This is a genomic window from Kribbella speibonae (genome assembly GCF_004331375.1).
Classification (GTDB): domain Bacteria; phylum Actinomycetota; class Actinomycetes; order Propionibacteriales; family Kribbellaceae; genus Kribbella; species Kribbella sindirgiensis.
This window is the reverse complement of the sequence record NZ_SJKC01000001.1, coordinates 2,327,207-2,342,847: the sequence shown is the minus strand read 5'-3', so window position 1 is coordinate 2,342,847 and position 15,641 is coordinate 2,327,207. Positions and strand designations below refer to the sequence as shown.

The window sequence follows — 15,641 nt, the reverse complement described above, 5'->3', positions numbered from 1 at the left end:
GTGTTGTCACTCCTGCGTCGAGCGGATCACCCTTCAATCGACACCGGGTCCAAAAGTCTCACCAGTAGACCGGGTCGAGCTTTCCCTCGATGCTGCGGACGTTCTCCCGGGCACACCGGTCGCAGTACAGCCGCTTGCGGCCGTCCTCGACCGAGGTCATCCAGGTCAGCGGCACGTCTTCGGACGCCGCTTGCTGGCCACACAACGCACAGGTAGCTCTGCTCACGCGGATCAGTGTCGCACCAGCAGCCTGCAGGAAGCGCCGTACCTCCGTCGTGAACGCTTCGGGAGCCTCGAGGTTGACCTCGTGGCCCACGCCGGGGAGTACCACGAGCTCTGCGGCTGGGATCGCCGACCGGAGCGCTTGAGCAACTGTCCCGACCGGGGAGCGGTCGTCGTGCTCGCCCCAGAGCAGCAGCGTGGGCACCGCGATCGTGGGCAGCACCGCGTTCAGGTCCGCGTCGGCGAACGCCGTCAGCATCGGCACGAGCCCGCCCGGACGACTGTCGAGCATCATCGACCGCACCAGTTCCAGCGACCCGGCCGGCGGCGCCCCGGCGAAGAAGGTGGGGAGATAGGCGTCCATCCACTCAGCCGGAGGCCGCTCTGCCTCGGCCAGCAGCCGCCGTACCCGGGCCTCGACCTCCTCGGGCGGCAGGGAGCCTTTCCAGCCCGCATAGGCGCCGACCAGGATGAGCGACCGGACCAGCTCCGGGTGGTGCTGCCACACCGCCAGAGCCAGGCCACCGCCCCACGAGATGCCGCACAGATGCGCCGCCTCGACGCCCAGCTCGGCGACGAGAGCGGCCACAGCGTCGGCGTAGTCGGCCATCGTCATCTCACGAGGAGGGTCGTCGGAGCCTCCGCAGCCTGGCGCGTCCCAGGCGATCACGTCGAAACCGTCACTCAAGCCGGCGAGCTGAGGTCCCCAGGCCCGGCCGTCACTCCACCCGCCGTGCAGGAACACCAGCGCGGGCCCGGCACCGGCCCGGTGGTACGCCATCGTCCGGCCGCCGACGTCGACCAGCTTCATCGTTCGCACCTCCCCCTATGCTCCTCAGCATGCGCTGGGTGATCCACGGTGAGGAAGAGGCTTGGGGGAATCGGTGGCTGAGCGTCCGGCGCTTGGACGTCGAGCAACCCGATGGGGAGCGGTTCGACTACCACGCGGTACGGATGAAGGACATCGCCGCCGCGGTCGTCACCTGGGACGAGGGTGTGCTGCTGATGTGGCGGCACCGGTTCCTGACCGACACCTGGGCGTGGGAGCTACCGATGGGGATCATCGAGGCCGGTGAGAGCCCGGAGGCCGCCGCGGCGCGGGAGCTCGAGGAGGAGACCGGGTGGCGGGCGGACGGGCTGACCGAGCTCATCCGGTCGGAGCCGGCCGCCGGGATCATGGACTCGCGGCATTTCGTGTACCGGGCGACCAGCGCTACACGGATCGGTGAGCCGACGGAGCTGAACGAGTCGGACCGGATCGAGTGGATCCCGCTGGCCGACGTACCCGGGATGATCGCCCGGCACGAGATCGTCAGCGGCATCACGCTGGTCGGTCTGCAGCAATTGCTGCTGTCCGAACGTGACTGAGGAGCGGCACCCCCTTTAGGTGCCGCCCCTCAGTGATTCAGCTGGTCAGGCTGTGGTTCTGGTGGATCAGACGAGGCGGGCGAGTGCGAGGCGCGCGCGTGCGCTGGCCCTCTCAGCTCGCCGGCCGGCCCGCTCGGCCTGCTTCTGCGCCTTCTCGATCTGGTGAGCGAGGCGGAAGCGCCGGTTCTGCTCTGCGTCCTTCAGCAAGGAACGACAATGAGCACGGGCGAGATCTTCATGAAGTAAATGCATTTCGATGCTCCTGGTGAAAGTCTGAGTGGTCACGTTGACTCGATTCGGATGGGTTGTAGTCGTTCAGGCGGCGGTTACGGTGTCACTCTTGCGGGGACGCCCACGGGGCCGCTTGCGCGGAACCACCACACCTTGGACGAACAGCTCGCCACCCCACACTCCCCACGGCTCGGAACGCTCGAGCGCTCCGGCCAGGCACTCGGCCTTCAGCGGGCAGGTCGTGCAGAGAGACTTCGCGTACTCGACGTCCGCCGGCGATTCGGCGAAGAAGAGTTCTGGCGCGTAGGACCGACAGGGCAGGTCCTGCGACGTTGCGACCTCGGTGAAGACATCGAGGAAGCTCACGCTCATTCCGGTCACCTCCCAGTGACTTTTGGTTGCTGATCTCTTGTTGTCGGTGACGGCTGCCGGTTGACGGCCGCCAAATCTTGGGACAAACAAAAGGGCCGCGGGACCCTTTGGTGGGTTCCGCGGCCTGGAGGTGCCGGCTCTGACGTCTGTCAGACCGGTGGACTCCATGCTCGAGAACCCGAACCGCCGTACTTCACATCGCCGACAGCTCCGCCCGCGAACGGGGCAGTGCCGGAAGCCATGAGCACAACGGTCGCGACGTGCAGGCGCGGCGAGGCACCCTGAATCGGGGCGCACGGCAGCGCGGCAGCGTCGCTGAACGGCTTCTTGACCGTGTTGGTGATCATTTCCAGGGCACCTCCTCTCGTTGTGGCGAAGCGGGCGGTTAGCTCGATCGCTATGGTGGTTTGAAGTTTTCGGCCAGGCTTCGACCGCAGAAAGAACAGTACGCCGTCCGCGCCGGAGCCCGCAAACTATTTAACGCCAGTTCGCGAAGTTGGCCGGAAGTTGCCGCTCCGGCGGCAAGATCTCACTGCCGGCGCAGGCTACGAACCGTCTTTCGGCACGCTCCGGGACGCCGACCGCACGCTCCGGGATCGTTGCCTCTGTCACCTAACTGCCACGTCTGCCAGGAGCAGAACACGGCACGTCCTCCAGGATGCGCCGTGGATCTCGTGCCTGGCAACAGGTTTGCCCGAAGAGGCAGCCCTCAGCGCGTGCAGAGGTTGAGGATGTGCTCGCCGTACTTGGTCAGCTTGGTGTGCCCGATGCCCGGGATCTGCCGGAGCGCCTGGGCGTCGCCGGGCTTCGTCTCGGCGATCGCGGTCAGGGTCGCGTCGGTGAGGATCACGAACGCCGGCATCTTCTCGGACTCCGCCTGCTCGGTGCGCCACTCGATCAACGCGTCGTACAGCTTCTGGTCGATCGAGGACGGGCAGTCCTCGCAGCGGCCGAGCTTGCGGGCTCCCGGGTCGGTCAGGCCGCGGCCGCAGACCCGGCACTTCGGGATCGGCCGGCCCGATTTCTCGGACCGCTCGGAGCGGGACGGTCGCTCCCAGCCCACGGACGACGACGGGGTCCACTCGGAGCGCGCCGTACGGACGCCGATCGGGTCGAGGAAGCGGGTCGGGCCCCGGGTACCGCGGCCGCCGGGCGAGCGGGAGGTGGACCAGCTGACGAACAGCTGCTGCTTGGCCCGCGTCACGCCCACATAGAACAGCCGCCGCTCCTCCTCCACCTGCGCCGGCGTCTGGGCGTAGCTGATCGGCAGCGTCCCCTCGTGGGCCCCGACGATGAAGACCGACTCCCATTCCAGGCCCTTGGCCGCGTGCAGGGTCGCCAGCGTGACGCCCTCCGCGAGCGGCGCGTGCTGGATCGTGGCTCGCCGGTCCAGCTCCGCCATCAGCTCCGGCAGCCGGGCCTCCGGGTGCGCCGCGGCGAAGTCGGCGGTCATCGTCACGAGCGCGCTCAGCGACTCCCAGCGGTCCCGCACCGCACCGGTCCCGGTCGGCGGCTCCTGGGTCCAGCCGGCCCCGGCCAGCACGCCGGTCACCGTGGTGACCAGGTCGTCCCCGGCTTCACCGGCCTTCGCCTGCCCGCGCAGCAATACGGCGGCCTGCCGGATCTCCGCGCGCTCGAAGAACCGCTCCGCACCCTTCAGCACGGTCGGGATCTTCCGCTCGGCCAGCGCCTGCTCGAAGTTCTCCGACTGCGCGTTGGTCCGGAACAGTACGGCGATGTCGCGCAGCGCCACGCCCTCGTCCTTGAGCCGTACGACGGCCCGCGCCACCGCATCCGCCTCCGCGACCTCGTCGGAGTACTCGCGGTAGACCGGAACCGGACCGGCCTCCTTCTGCGACCGCAGTGTGACCCGCCCGGGCAGCCCGGTCGGACCGGCCGCGTCGAGGATCTTGTTCGCCACGTCGACGATCTGCGGCGTCGACCGGTAGTCGCGGACCAGCTTGATCACGGTCGCGGACGGGTGCCGGGACGCGAACCGCACCAGGTTCTCCGGGTCGGCGCCGGCCCACGAGTAGATCGTCTGTGCCGGGTCCCCGACCACGCAGACGTCCTCACGGCCGCCGAGCCACAGGTCGAGCAGGCTCTGCTGCAGCGGCGAGACGTCCTGGTACTCGTCCACGACGAACGTGCGGTACTGCCGCCGGATCTCGGCCGCCACCCGCTCGTCCTCCGCGAGCAGCGCGACCGTGCAGAGCAGGACGTCCTCCAGGTCGATCCGCCCGCGCTCCAGCTTCACGTCCTCGTACGCCGCGAAGATCCGGGCGATCGTCGGCGGGTCGAAGGCTGCCAGCGCCCGCGCCGACTTGGGCGCCAGCCGCGCGTAGTCGTCCGGCCGGACGTTGCTCACCTTGGCCCACTCGACCTCGCCGGCCAGGTCGCGCAGCGCGGGCGTGTCCACCCGGACGCGGCACCGGGACGCGGCCTCGGTCAGCAGCGGGAACTTGCGGTCCGCGATCGGCGGCAGCTCCCCGCCGTACACCTTCGGCCAGAAGAAGCGGGCCTGCCGGAGCGCGGCGGAGTGGAACGTGCGGGCCTGCACACCCTGGACGCCGAGCTGCGCGAGCCGGCCGCGCATCTCCCCCGCGGCCCGCTGGGTGAACGTCACCGCGAGCACGCGGACCGGGTCGAACGTCCCGGTGCGCACGCCGTACGCGATCCGGTGGGTGATCGCCCGCGTCTTGCCCGTGCCCGCACCCGCCATCACCGCGACGGCGCCGTGCAAGGTGGTCGCGACCGCCCGCTGCTCCGGGTCGAGGGCCTCCAGGAGGTCCTCAGCGGATGCAGATCGTGTGAAGTCGCTCACGGGCTGAGACATGCGGGAACAAGCACCACCTGCGGCATGGTTCGAATACGTCGAAGGCAACCCTAGACGGGCGGCCCGACAAAACCCCTCCCCACTCCTCAAGGAGTCCGCCGATGTCGGCATTCACCATGTACTCGACCCCGTGGTGCGGTTACTGCCACCGCCTCAAGGGCCAGCTCAAGCGAGCCGGTATCGAGTTCACCGAGATCGACATCGAGCAGGTCCCGGAGGCCGCCAAGATCGTCGAGAAGGTCAACAACGGCAACCAGACGGTGCCGACGGTGGTCTTCCCCGACGGCACCGCGATGACGAACCCGTCGCTGGCCCAGGTCGCGGAGAAGCTCGTCGCCTGACAACTGACTCAGGTCATATCGCCTGAGTTATGGACTTTACGGTCATGACCGTTATACCTTGCGCTGAACGCCGTCGCAGGGAGTCCGCCCATGTTCTCGCGCCGTTCATTCCGTCGTGCCTTCACGACCTTCGCCGCAGTACTCGGCCTGCTCGCCACGGGTGGCCTGCAGGCCACCGCGGCCCCGCCGGGTGACCTTCCGGAGCCGTTCCCGTCGGAGAACTGGCCGCTCGGCACCCCGACGCGACCGATCGCGCCGTCCGCCGCCGATGTCATCAAGGACCTCGGCTCGCCGGTCAGCTCGCTCACGATCATGGAAGGCGCGATCGGCCATACGCCGGACGGCCGTGACGTCGTGTACGCCGTACCCGCGGGTGAAAACGCCCGTTTGAACGTGGTCGATCTGCACAGCCGCCAACTGATCCGCACCGTGCCGCTGGCGGGCGCCGCCGGCGGCTGGGCGATCGTCGTGACGCCGAACGGTGACGTCTACCTCGGCACCTACGCGAACGCGCACCTGTACCGCTACAGCCCCGTCACCGGTGAGGTGACCGACCTGGGTCAGCCCATCCCCGGTCAGTCCCAGATCTACGGCCTCACCTCCGACCAGGCCGGCAACGTGTACGCCGGGACGTACCCGAACGCCCACGCGTTCAAGTACGACGCGGCGACCGGAGAGGTCACCGACTACGGCTCGCTGGACCCGGTGCAGCAGTACGCGCGGTCCACGGTCTACGACCCCGACCACAACAAGCTGTTCGTCGGCGTCTCCACTCCGAACGCCAGGCTGCTCCGCATCGACGTCGACACCAAGGTGGTCGAGGACATCACTCCCCCGGGGACGACGGCGAAGGACTTCATCGACCTGGACTACGCCGGCGGCAAGGTGTTCGCGAACGCCAGCAGCCGTCTGGTGGTGGTCGACGCGGTGACCGGCGAGCAGGTCAAGTACACCGACAGCACCACGGGCCAGCAGGTGATGGACTACCCGATCGCTGCGCGCGGTGTCTCCGCGGCCGGACCAGGTGGCGTCTACTTCACCAACAACACCCTGTCCCTCACGCACTACGACCTGGACACCAACACGGTCGGTCCGGTCTCACCGCCGCGCACACTGACCCGTGGCGCGTCCATCGGCTACGGCTGGGTGACCGAGAACGGCGTACCGGTGCTGTACGGCCTCGCCGGCAACTACTCCGGTGGGACGTTCCGCTACAACCCGGCGGACGGGACTCTCGCGCAGTGGAGCTCACCGTTCCAGTACGTGCCCTCGCCGCTCATGCACACACTGGCCGACCCCAGCACCGGCAAGGTGTTCGTCAACGTCTATCTGAACGGCGCGACCTCCGTCTACGACCCGGCAACCGGCAAGTCCACCGTCACGACCCGGCAGGGCCAGGTGGAGGGCTGGGCCTGGGACGGCGCCGGCAAGATGTACGTCGGTATCTACCCGTATGGCCGGCTCTCGCTCTGGGACCCGACCCAACCGGACAGCCCGACCAACCCGAAGGAACTGTTCAGCCTCGTCGACAGCGACCACCAGAACAGGCCGGTCGCCGTGGTCCCGGCCGGCAACCGCGTGTACGTCGGCACCACACCGGCGTACGGCGAGTACGGCGGCGCGCTGACCGTGTACGACGTACCGACGGGCGGCCACACGGTCTACCGCAACCTGGTGACCGACCAGACCATCTCCTCCGTCGTGCCTTCCGGTGCTGATGTCTGGGTGGGCTCGAGCATCGAGGGCGGTCAGGGCACCGAGCCGCGGGCCAGTGAGGCCCATCTGGTCAAGGTGAACCCGTCCACAGGAGAGGTGCTCGCTGACGTCGTTCCGGTGTCCGGTGCGGCCAGTATCAACGAGCTGATCGTCGGACCGGACGGCAACATCTGGGGTCTGGCCGATGGCATCGTGTTCGCCATCGACCCGTCGACCGGCGCGGTGAAGCGGTCGTTGCCTGTCTTCAGCGGCTACACCGGCTCACAGGACGGCGCACTGTCCTGGCGCGACGGGTACCTGTACGGCGTGACGGGCGGCCGGCTGTTCGTGCTGGACATCCTGGGCGGCCAGACGACCGTTCTCCGCGACCACGGTCTCAACCGGCTGACCCAGACGCCGGACGGCACCTACTACACGCTGCTGCGTCCGGACGGATACATCAACCCGACCAACCTGGCGTCGTACACGCCACCGGTCGACGGGTGTCCGCAGTCCGACCTCCGCCCGACGGTCTGGACCGGGAACATCGACAGCCACGTCCAGAACCGCTTCCTGACCTACGGCTGCACGTTGACCGACGTACTGCCGGACGCAGAGGCGGACTGGCCCAGCCACAGCGCCTACGTCGCCGCTGTCGTCAAGAAGGTCCAGAAGCTTCAGGCCGACGGCTCCATCGAGCGCTGGGAAGGCACTCTGATCGTGGTGGCCGCAGCTCGGTCCGACGTGGGCCGGTGATCACCAGCTCCCGGTGAGGCTCTCGCCGTACCAGCCTTCGATCAGGCGGCGGGAGATCGAGATCGCGCCCGGGAGGGCCATCGTGCCGGCTTCGACCAGCACGCGGAGGTCCTCCCGGGTGAACCACTTCGCCTCGGCGATCTCGTCCTGGTCCACGTCGATGTCGAAGTTCGTCGCCTTCGCGTAGAACCCGAGCATCAGGCTCGCGGGCAGCGGCCACGGCTGGCTGCCCGCGTACTCGACCTCCGGTCCCACGATCACACCGGTCTCCTCGAGCACCTCACGCCGTACGGCGGCCTCCAGCGACTCACCGGGCTCCACGAAGCCGGCCAGCGTGGAGTACCGCCCCTCGGGCCAGGCCTCGTTGCGGCCGAGCAGTGCCCGGTCCTGGTCGTCGGTGACCAGCACGATGATCGCCGGGTCGCTACGCGGGAAGTGCGACAGCCCGCACCCCGGGCAGCGCCGGACGTGTCCGGCCTCCACGACCTCGGTGTGCTCGCCGCAGTTCCCGCAGTGCGTGTAGACGGCGTGCCAGTTCGACAAGCCGATCAGGTGCACGGCGATGCCGGCCTCACGGTCGTTCAGCACGGCGCCGAGCTCGCGCAGTCCGCCGTACGACTCGTCACCCTCACCGCTGACCAGTACGCCGAACACCGCGCGACCCTCCGCGGTCATCCCGGCCCCCGACTCGCGGTCGATGCCCAGGAAGATCCGGATCCCCTCCGGCGCCTCGGACGGCCGCACGAACCGCAGTGCGGAACGGTCGTCGACCACCTGGATCTTGTCGCCGGCCACGACCACCACCTGCGTTTCGGGCGCGGCCCAGGCCTTCTCCAGCCAGTCGTCGTCACGGCGGCGGTCGGCGGCGCGGTCCAGTACGGACCGGGACAGAGCTAGCGAACCAGGAGCGATGGAGTAGGCCACATGCCTCAACATATCCCGCGCCCGTGAGAGCATCCCCGCATGAGTATTCACATCGCCGCCGAGAAGGGGCAGATCGCACCGCGGGTGCTGTTTCCGGGCGACCCGCTGCGGGCCAAGTGGATCGCGGAGACCTACCTGTCGGACGTGACCTGCTACACCGAGATCCGCAACATGTTCGGGTTCACCGGCATCTACAAGGGTGAGCGCATCTCCGTGCAGGGCTCCGGGATGGGCCAGGCGTCCGCCTCCATCTACGCGAACGAGCTGTTCGAGGAGTACGACGTCCAGACCCTGATCCGGGTCGGGACGTGCGGCGCCCTGGTGGAGAGCGTCCGGGTCCGCGACGTGATCGTGGCGATGTCCGCGAGCACCGACTCGCAGATGAACCGGCTGCGCTTCCACGGCATCGACTACGCGCCGACCGCCGACTACCAGCTGCTCCGCGCGGCCGTGGACGCCGCCGAGGCGGCCGGGCTGAACGTGCACGTCGGCCAGGTGTTCTCCGGTGACCTGTTCTACAACGACCGCCCGGACCTGGTCTCGCGGACCGCGGAGTACGGGGTACTCGGCATCGAGATGGAGGCCGCGGCGCTCTACACGCTGGCCGCGAAGTTCGGCCGTCGCGCGCTCGGCATCATGACCGTGTCGGACCACCTGATCACGCACGAGGTGACCTCGGCGGAGGAGCGTCAGACGACGTTCTCCGAGATGATCACGATCGCCCTCGACGCAGCGATCGAGGTGCCGGTCTGAGCCGGACCAGGAGCGTGGCCACCGCCATCGCCGCTCTCCTGCTGCTGGCCGCCTGCTCGTCGAACAAGCCTGCCGAGAACCCGGGGGCTTCGTCGTCCGCTCCGTCGTCCGCATCCACGCCGTCGTCGGCTCCCGAGACGTTGACGCCCGTCAACGCGACCGCAGTGGTCGCCGGGCTGACCAGCGCGGGCTTCACCTGCGGTACTGACGAGGCATACGCCGCCTGTACGTCGGAAGGCGCCGTGGTGTCGATCCTGCTCGGCGACCACCCCAGGCCGCCCGTGGTGTCGGTGAACGCCGCCGGGCCGGTTGACACCGCGTCCGCCGCGATCGCCAAGGTGCTGCCGAAGGCGCTCGAGGTAGCGCACATCAGTCAGCCCGGGGACATCGTCACCTGGTACGGCGCGCAGAAGGGCAAGCCGTCCGCCGAGATGACCGCCGGCGACTGGCTGGTGAGCTACGCGGCCGAAACCGACACCGAGGAGCCCGGCGTGCACCTGACGATCACCGACAAGCTCTGCAAGACCGCATGTCAGGCGGAGTGAACCAACCGCTCCCCCAGCAGCCGCTGGAAGGGCTCGACCAGCCCGGCCCGCGTCCGTAGGTAGCGCCTGAGGGAACCGTCGTCGAGCATCAACTCGACGGCGGTTCCGCGCACCTCGCGGACCACCCGCGCCTGGTGCACCCGCACCACCGGGACGAACTCCGGCTGCGGGACGATCTCCATCAGGTCGTCGGTGATCCCCTTGGCCTCCGCCCGCAGCCGCCGCCGAGCCAGGGCCCGCGTCGTCATCGTGGCAACCCCGAACAGGTCACCCAGGCGGTCCAACGCGACCAGGACCACGGCCGCGACCAGCGCGACCGCGGCGACGGCCAGGAGTGCGGTGCGGAACCCACCGAGACCTGCGTTCCCGGCCAGCCACGCCAGCACGAGCGCACCGGCCATGACAACCACGCACCACAGTGAGGGGTCCATCCGGCGCCCGAAGATCGGCGTCGCCGTCCACCCGTCCGCAGTGAACTCCAGATCGACCAGTCCGCCCGGCTCCGACCGAACCCGCTTCACAATCACGGGACGCAGCTTAGGTCGTGCTCAGGTCGTGATGAGCTTCGGGAGAATCTGGCCGACGCGGTCGGCCAGGCGCTCCGGCGCACCGGCCGGGTCACCGGCGTAGCCGACCACGGCCTGCTCGAAGAGACCGTCCATCAGCGCGTACGCCGTTGCCGCGTCGACAGCCGCCTCACCTCCGACCAGCTCGGCGTACCGGCTCAGGATGCGCCAGATCATCTCTTCCAGCAGCTGGTCGATCGCAACCACATCTGCGCGCAGCTGCTCCTCGAACATGCTCTGCGCGCGCAGGTCGTACCAGAGGCGGTGCATCGGCGTCTCTTCGACCAGAGTCTGGGTCATCTTCGCCAGGAAGCCCGCACCGAGCTCGTCGGCGGAGGTCGCGGTCTCGACGACCTCGTCGTACCGCCGGGCGCACTTGGTCTTGTAGTAGCGCACGCAGTAGCTGATCAGGTCGATCTTGTCGCGGAAGTAGTAGTGCACGACGCCGTGTGTGAACTCGGAGTTGTTCGCGATCTCGCGCAGGCTGGTGCGCGCGTAGCCGAGCTCGCCGAGCGTCTTCAGCGCCGACTCCGCCAGCGCGACCCGGCGGCGCTCGATCTTGTCGATCCCGGAGACACGGGCAGGCCGCTCCTCAGCAGCGGACGCCACGGCAATCACCCACTCTCGCGCTCGGGACGGATCCGGTCGATGGGTCAGAGTACCCCGCCCCGGGCCAGGCGCGTCCCGGTGCGGGGAGATTTCTTGACAAGTGTCAAACAAAGTCTTGACGACTGTCAAAAGCCTGGCCAGAGTGTGAAACAACCCGAGCGAGCACGAAGGAGTGTCAGATGGGTTCACTCGATCTCTCCGGCCGCAAGGCCCTGGTCACCGGCGGCGCGCAGGGTCTCGGCGAGGGGATGGCGAAAGCCCTCGCCGCGGCCGGCGCCAAAGTCGTGATCAGCGATATCCAGAAGGACGTCGGCGCGGCGGTCGCCGACGCGCTCGACCAGGAGTACGGCGCCGGCAACGGCTTCGTCGCCCACGACATCACCGACGACGGCGACTGGGAGAACGCGGTCGTCGCCGCGAACGACATCCTCGGCGGCCTCGACATCCTGGTGAACAACGCGGGGGTGGAGATCACCAGCCTGCTCACCGAGGTCACCGCGGACCAGATCCGCAAGATGCTCGACGTGAACGTCCTCGGCACCACGCTCGGTATCAAGTGGGGTCTGCGGACGATGCGGCCCGAGGGCCTGGCCGGCCAGGGCGGCGCGATCATCAACGTCGCGTCGGTCGCCGCCACCATCGCGTTCCCCGGCATCGCCGTGTACTCCGCGACCAAGTCCGCCGTCGACCGGCTGACCCGGGTCGCCGCGATGGAGTCCGGCAAACTCGGGTACGGCGTCCGCGTCAACTGCATCTACCCGGGCCTGGTGCCGACCGCGATGGGCGCGGGCCTGGCGAACGACGTGGCCCAACTCGGACTGTTCGAGTCGCCGGACGCCGCCGTCGCCGCGGTGATCGGGCTGACCCCCGCCGGCCGGCTCGGCGAGGTCGCGGACATGGCCGACGCGGTCGTCTTCCTCGCGTCCGACGAGTCCCGGTTCATCACCGGCATCGGCCTGCCCGTCGACGGCGGAATGGGAATGTGATGGCGAAGCCTGTTGTTGTCTACGGCGCGTCCGGCTACACCGGGCGGCTGGTGTGTGAGTACCTGCGCCAGTACCACGTGCCGTTTGTTGCGGCCGGGCGTGACGAGGCGAAGCTCAAGGCCTCCATGGACTCGCATGTCCCTGGCATCGAGACAGCCGACTACGAGGTCGCAGCAGTCGACCACGACGTCGCTGCGCTTACTGATCTGTTCAAGGGCGCCTCCGTCGTGCTGAACACGGTCGGACCGTTCAGTGAGCTCGGTCCGGCGGCTGTGGAAGCAGCACTCGCAGCAGGTGCGCACTACACCGACACGACCGGTGAGCAGGACTGGCTGATGACCTGCGACGAGAAGTACGGTCCGCAGTTCGCCGAGGCCAACCTGGTGCTGGCCCCGGGGATCGCGCAGATGTACACCACCAGCGAGATCGCTGCGCAGCTGTGCCTCGAGCAGCCCGGTCTGGACACTCTGGACGTCGCCGTCTTCTGGGGCGGCAGTCCGACGATCGCCTCGACCCGCACGATTCTGGTGAACGCTGCGACGTCGAAGGCGCACTACCTGGAGAACAACCAGTACGCCGAGTTCCCTGAGCAGGGTCTGGTGCCGTTGGTGGTCCCCGGCCAGCACGAGCTCGCGCTGTCACTGCCCTGGGGTGGCATGTCGCACCCGGTGTGGTTCAAGCGCGATCCTCGAGTGGCGAACTGCAAGGCACAGGGCGGTGTGTTCAACGCCGCACTGATGAACGGGGTCCCGCAGATCGTTGCAGCAGCACTGGAAGCCACGAAGGACATGTCGCCCGACGACCGCAACACCGCCCTGACCGAGACCGCTCGCCAGGTGATGAACGAGATGCCGCCCCGGGAGAACCCACGCGTCAACAAGACGCTGGACTCGGTGCACGCGTCCGGACCGCTCGGGCGGGCGCACTGTGTCATCCACGGCAACAGCAACTACCAGCAGACCGGTCTGCTCCAGGCGTACGCGGCGTACTCGCTGCTGCAGACGCCGCCGAAGCGGGTCGGTTTCGCGAGTGGCTGCCAGGCGTTCGGTCACCGTGAGCTGCTCGGAGTACTGCGCAGCTTCGGGCTCGTGTCGGAACCACAGCTCACGGTGCAACGCTGATGCGATTGGTCGAGTACTTGGACAAGGGGGCGTCGCTGGCGCCGGACGCCCCCTGTCTGACCACGGACGGCGAGACGCTGACGTACGCCGACGTACAGCAGCTCTCGTACCGGATCGCGGGCGCGCTGGCGGCAACCGGCGTACAGCCCGGCGGCAAGGTGGCGATCCTGTCCGCAAACGACCCCGTGGCTTTCAGTTGCGTGTTCGGGATCAGCCGGGCCGGTGCGGTCTGGTGCCCGATCAACCCGCGCAACGAGGCCGCGGAGAACCGTGAACTGCTCGACCAGTTCGACTGCGAAGTACTGATCTACCAGGCGGCGTTCGCGCCACTGGTGGACCGCATACGGGACTCACTGCCGAAGGTCCACACGTTCGTGTGCCTCGACGGGGAGCCCTCCAGCTCCGGCCCGACCCCCCACCCCAGCGGCCGGAGCACTGTCGGCTGGGACGCGTTCTGCGGGGGCGCGTCCCAGCCGGCACCCGATCTGACCGACCCGCATGATCTCGCGATGATCGTCGGGACCGGTGGCACGACCGGGCGTCCCAAGGGAGTCATGCTCAGCAACAGCAACCTGGAGACGATGACCGCGCTCACGCTGATCGGGTACCCGTTCGGCGAGCGGCCGGTCTACCTGGCGCTGGCACCGCTGACACACGCAGCAGGTGTGCTGTGCTTCCCCGTGCTCGCGTCCGGCGGCGAGATCGTGATCATGCGAGCTCCCGACGTCCACGCGTTCCTGGAGCTGATACCGCGGCACGGGGTGACGCACACGTTCCTGCCGCCAACGCTGATCTATATGGTGCTGGCAGCGCCGGAGCTCGACTCCACGGACCTGTCCTCACTGAGGTGCTTCTGGTACGGCGCTGCGCCGATGTCGGTCGCCCGGCTCGAAGAGGCGCTGCACCGGATCGGTCCCGTGATGGCCCAGCTGTTCGGGCAGACCGAGGCGCCGATGATGATCTCGATGTTGCCGCCCGCCGCACATTTCGATGCCGGCGGCAACGTCGCCCGGGGACGGCTGTCATCCGCGGGACGGCCGTCCCCGCTGGTCACGGTGGCGATCATGGGCGCCGACGGGACGCTGCTCCCGCACGGTGAGCGCGGGGAGATCGTGGTGCGCGGGTCGCTGGTGATGCAGGGCTACTACCGCAACGCCGAGGCCACCGCAGCGGCTTCGGCGCACGGCTGGCACCACACCGGCGACATCGGGTACCTGGACGACGACAACTACCTCTACATCGTCGACCGCGCGAAGGACATGATCATCACCGGTGGCTTCAACGTGTACTCCACCGAGGTCGAGCAGGCGCTGATGGCGCACGCCGACGTACAGGACTGCGCGGTGATCGGTCTGCCGGACGAGAAGTGGGGCGAGCGGGTCGTCGCCGTCGTACAGCTCCAGCCGGGCAGTGCGGCCGAGCCGGACGAGCTGATCGCGTTCGCGAAGGCTCGCATCGGCAGCGTGAAGGCGCCGAAGGAGGTGCTCGTCTGGCCCGACCTGCCACGCTCCAAGGTCGGCAAGGTGGTCAAGCCGGAGATCAAGGCCCGGTTAGCTACTGCCTGATGCTCCTGCGGTCGACGCGACCACGATGGCGGCAGTGACGGCGGCCTGCATCTCGGTGACTGCCTTCTTCACTGCGGCGGCGGCCCAGTCCGAGTCGGCGATCTCCTTCGCCCGCTGCTTCAGCGCCTTCTTGTCCACCGCATCGGTGATGACCTTCGGTACGACGTTCAGCGCGCTCAGGAGCGCGACCAGCGCGGCAGTGCGCTCGTCCGGCGCCGTACCGACCTTCAGCACACTCTCCAGCCTGGCCCGCACGTCCTGCTCGTGCCGCGCATCCTTGGCCGGCCAGCGGGTCACCGGGAAGAGTCCGAGCACCCTGCCCTCGTCCTGCTCCAGCACACCCCGCTCCGCGAGCCGTGTCAGCAGCTGGTTGCGCAGCCGCTTCGAGAGCGCGCCGATCTGGTCCTTCGGCTTCTTGCCGGGCTTGTTGACCACGTACGCGAGGCGCTCGTCCAGGATCGGGTCCCCGGTCGGTGCGCCGTCCAGCACCTGCAGACGGCCCGTCTTGCCGTCGATGGTGATGTCGAGCTTCCGGTTCAGCGTCAGCTCGATCAGCACCGCGCCGGCCAGCGCGTAGTCCAGGCCTGGCGACCCGGCAACAGGCTTGCCGGTCTCGTCGTCGTACAGGAGCAGCAGCAGGTCCTCGGCGATCAACATGTCACCAACGTAGGCAGGATGTGCGGTTCGGCACATCCGCCGCGCGGGCTACTTCACGGGTCCGTCCTGGGATGGTTGGATCAGTCCAGGTAAG

Annotated in this window: 17 protein-coding genes; 8 read left to right on the top strand and 9 right to left on the bottom strand. The window is 68.4% G+C overall.

The window, feature by feature from the left end; genetic code table 11:
• Window positions 1-58 precede the first annotated feature (58 nt).
• Window positions 59-1,033 (bottom strand): alpha/beta fold hydrolase, encoded by a 975-nt coding sequence (locus tag E0H92_RS11850; RefSeq protein ID WP_131467413.1) that lies wholly within the window; start codon window positions 1,031-1,033, stop codon window positions 59-61.
• Between the two features lie 29 nt (window positions 1,034-1,062).
• Between E0H92_RS11850 and E0H92_RS11845 the strand changes: the two genes are divergently transcribed.
• A complete protein-coding gene (locus E0H92_RS11845) occupies window positions 1,063-1,590 on the top strand; it encodes an NUDIX domain-containing protein (protein ID WP_131467412.1) in 528 nt (175 codons plus the stop codon).
• 66 nt (window positions 1,591-1,656) lie between these two features.
• On the opposite strand, the gene E0H92_RS11840 is transcribed toward E0H92_RS11845, so the two are convergent.
• The 4 genes from E0H92_RS11840 to E0H92_RS11825 form a co-directional block, all read right to left on the bottom strand.
• Window positions 1,657-1,797: a hypothetical protein gene (locus E0H92_RS11840; protein WP_238150791.1), complete on the bottom strand. Its 141-nt coding sequence runs from the start codon at window positions 1,795-1,797 to the stop codon at window positions 1,657-1,659.
• Between the two features lie 108 nt (window positions 1,798-1,905).
• A complete protein-coding gene (locus E0H92_RS11835; protein WP_131285495.1) occupies window positions 1,906-2,193 on the bottom strand; it encodes a WhiB family transcriptional regulator in 288 nt (95 codons plus the stop codon).
• A gap of 149 nt (window positions 2,194-2,342) precedes the next feature.
• Complete coding sequence (locus tag E0H92_RS11830; RefSeq protein WP_131496224.1) at window positions 2,343-2,540, bottom strand: hypothetical protein; 198 nt, start codon at window positions 2,538-2,540, stop codon at window positions 2,343-2,345.
• Between the two features lie 362 nt (window positions 2,541-2,902).
• A complete protein-coding gene (locus E0H92_RS11825) occupies window positions 2,903-5,029 on the bottom strand; it encodes an ATP-dependent DNA helicase UvrD2 (protein ID WP_131496223.1) in 2,127 nt (708 codons plus the stop codon).
• 101 nt (window positions 5,030-5,130) lie between these two features.
• On the opposite strand from E0H92_RS11825, the gene E0H92_RS11820 reads away from it, so the two are divergent.
• A complete protein-coding gene (locus E0H92_RS11820) occupies window positions 5,131-5,370 on the top strand; it encodes a mycoredoxin (RefSeq protein WP_131285498.1) in 240 nt (79 codons plus the stop codon).
• Window positions 5,371-5,460: 90 nt separating this feature from the next.
• Window positions 5,461-7,821, top strand: a complete 2,361-nt coding sequence (locus tag E0H92_RS11815) for a hypothetical protein (protein WP_238173383.1) — start codon at window positions 5,461-5,463, stop codon at window positions 7,819-7,821.
• Here the strand turns inward: E0H92_RS11815 and nudC are convergent, their stop codons facing one another.
• On the bottom strand, window positions 7,822-8,745 hold the full coding sequence (gene nudC / locus E0H92_RS11810; protein ID WP_238173382.1) for an NAD(+) diphosphatase: 924 nt from the start codon (window positions 8,743-8,745) through the stop codon (window positions 7,822-7,824). It abuts the gene before it with no gap.
• A gap of 39 nt (window positions 8,746-8,784) precedes the next feature.
• On the opposite strand from nudC, the gene deoD reads away from it, so the two are divergent.
• Together deoD and E0H92_RS11800 are read left to right on the top strand one after the other, a co-directional pair.
• Complete coding sequence (gene deoD, locus E0H92_RS11805; RefSeq protein WP_131496221.1) at window positions 8,785-9,498, top strand: purine-nucleoside phosphorylase; 714 nt, start codon at window positions 8,785-8,787, stop codon at window positions 9,496-9,498.
• 14 nt (window positions 9,499-9,512) lie between these two features.
• On the top strand, window positions 9,513-10,043 hold the full coding sequence (locus tag E0H92_RS11800; RefSeq protein ID WP_238153417.1) for a hypothetical protein: 531 nt from the start codon (window positions 9,513-9,515) through the stop codon (window positions 10,041-10,043).
• Here the strand turns inward: E0H92_RS11800 and E0H92_RS11795 are convergent.
• Window positions 10,031-10,570, bottom strand: a complete 540-nt coding sequence (locus E0H92_RS11795; RefSeq protein WP_238153416.1) for a hypothetical protein — start codon at window positions 10,568-10,570, stop codon at window positions 10,031-10,033. The two genes, E0H92_RS11800 and E0H92_RS11795, sit on opposite strands and share 13 nt — an antisense overlap.
• Before the next feature lie 21 nt (window positions 10,571-10,591).
• On the bottom strand, window positions 10,592-11,218 hold the full coding sequence (locus E0H92_RS11790) for a TetR/AcrR family transcriptional regulator (RefSeq protein ID WP_131467407.1): 627 nt from the start codon (window positions 11,216-11,218) through the stop codon (window positions 10,592-10,594).
• Window positions 11,219-11,397: 179 nt separating this feature from the next.
• Between E0H92_RS11790 and E0H92_RS11785 the strand changes: the two genes are divergently transcribed.
• From E0H92_RS11785 to E0H92_RS11775, 3 genes are read left to right on the top strand one after another with little or no spacing between them, the layout of a single operon-like run.
• Window positions 11,398-12,204, top strand: a complete 807-nt coding sequence (locus E0H92_RS11785) for an SDR family NAD(P)-dependent oxidoreductase (protein WP_131467406.1) — start codon at window positions 11,398-11,400, stop codon at window positions 12,202-12,204.
• A complete protein-coding gene (locus E0H92_RS11780; RefSeq protein WP_131496220.1) occupies window positions 12,204-13,325 on the top strand; it encodes a DUF5938 domain-containing protein in 1,122 nt (373 codons plus the stop codon). Before E0H92_RS11785 ends, E0H92_RS11780 begins: the two co-directional genes overlap by 1 nt.
• The gene (locus tag E0H92_RS11775; protein ID WP_131496219.1) at window positions 13,325-14,890 is read left to right on the top strand and encodes an AMP-binding protein; all 1,566 of its coding nucleotides are present in this window, start codon (window positions 13,325-13,327) and stop codon (window positions 14,888-14,890) included. Before E0H92_RS11780 ends, E0H92_RS11775 begins: the two co-directional genes overlap by 1 nt.
• Here E0H92_RS11775 and E0H92_RS11770 read toward each other — a convergent pair.
• A complete protein-coding gene (locus tag E0H92_RS11770) occupies window positions 14,876-15,547 on the bottom strand; it encodes a GOLPH3/VPS74 family protein (RefSeq protein ID WP_131467403.1) in 672 nt (223 codons plus the stop codon). The genes E0H92_RS11775 and E0H92_RS11770 overlap by 15 nt on opposite strands.
• Window positions 15,548-15,641 lie beyond the last annotated feature (94 nt).

Excerpts from the sequence above, each read along its gene's own strand:
- E0H92_RS11850 (WP_131467413.1), bottom strand. The coding sequence starts at position 1,033 with ATGAAGCTGGTCGACGTCGGCGGCCGGACGATGGCGTACCACCGGGCC.
- E0H92_RS11845 (WP_131467412.1), top strand. The coding sequence starts at position 1,063 with ATGCGCTGGGTGATCCACGGTGAGGAAGAGGCTTGGGGGAATCGGTGG.
- E0H92_RS11835 (WP_131285495.1), bottom strand. The coding sequence starts at position 2,193 with ATGAGCGTGAGCTTCCTCGATGTCTTCACCGAGGTCGCAACGTCGCAG.
- E0H92_RS11830 (WP_131496224.1), bottom strand. The coding sequence starts at position 2,540 with ATGATCACCAACACGGTCAAGAAGCCGTTCAGCGACGCTGCCGCGCTG.
- E0H92_RS11825 (WP_131496223.1), bottom strand. The coding sequence starts at position 5,029 with ATGTCTCAGCCCGTGAGCGACTTCACACGATCTGCATCCGCTGAGGAC.
- E0H92_RS11820 (WP_131285498.1), top strand. The coding sequence starts at position 5,131 with ATGTCGGCATTCACCATGTACTCGACCCCGTGGTGCGGTTACTGCCAC.
- E0H92_RS11815 (WP_238173383.1), top strand. The coding sequence starts at position 5,461 with ATGTTCTCGCGCCGTTCATTCCGTCGTGCCTTCACGACCTTCGCCGCA.
- deoD (WP_131496221.1), top strand. The coding sequence starts at position 8,785 with ATGAGTATTCACATCGCCGCCGAGAAGGGGCAGATCGCACCGCGGGTG.
- E0H92_RS11785 (WP_131467406.1), top strand. The coding sequence starts at position 11,398 with ATGGGTTCACTCGATCTCTCCGGCCGCAAGGCCCTGGTCACCGGCGGC.
- E0H92_RS11780 (WP_131496220.1), top strand. The coding sequence starts at position 12,204 with ATGGCGAAGCCTGTTGTTGTCTACGGCGCGTCCGGCTACACCGGGCGG.
- E0H92_RS11775 (WP_131496219.1), top strand. The coding sequence starts at position 13,325 with ATGCGATTGGTCGAGTACTTGGACAAGGGGGCGTCGCTGGCGCCGGAC.
- E0H92_RS11770 (WP_131467403.1), bottom strand. The coding sequence starts at position 15,547 with ATGTTGATCGCCGAGGACCTGCTGCTGCTCCTGTACGACGACGAGACC.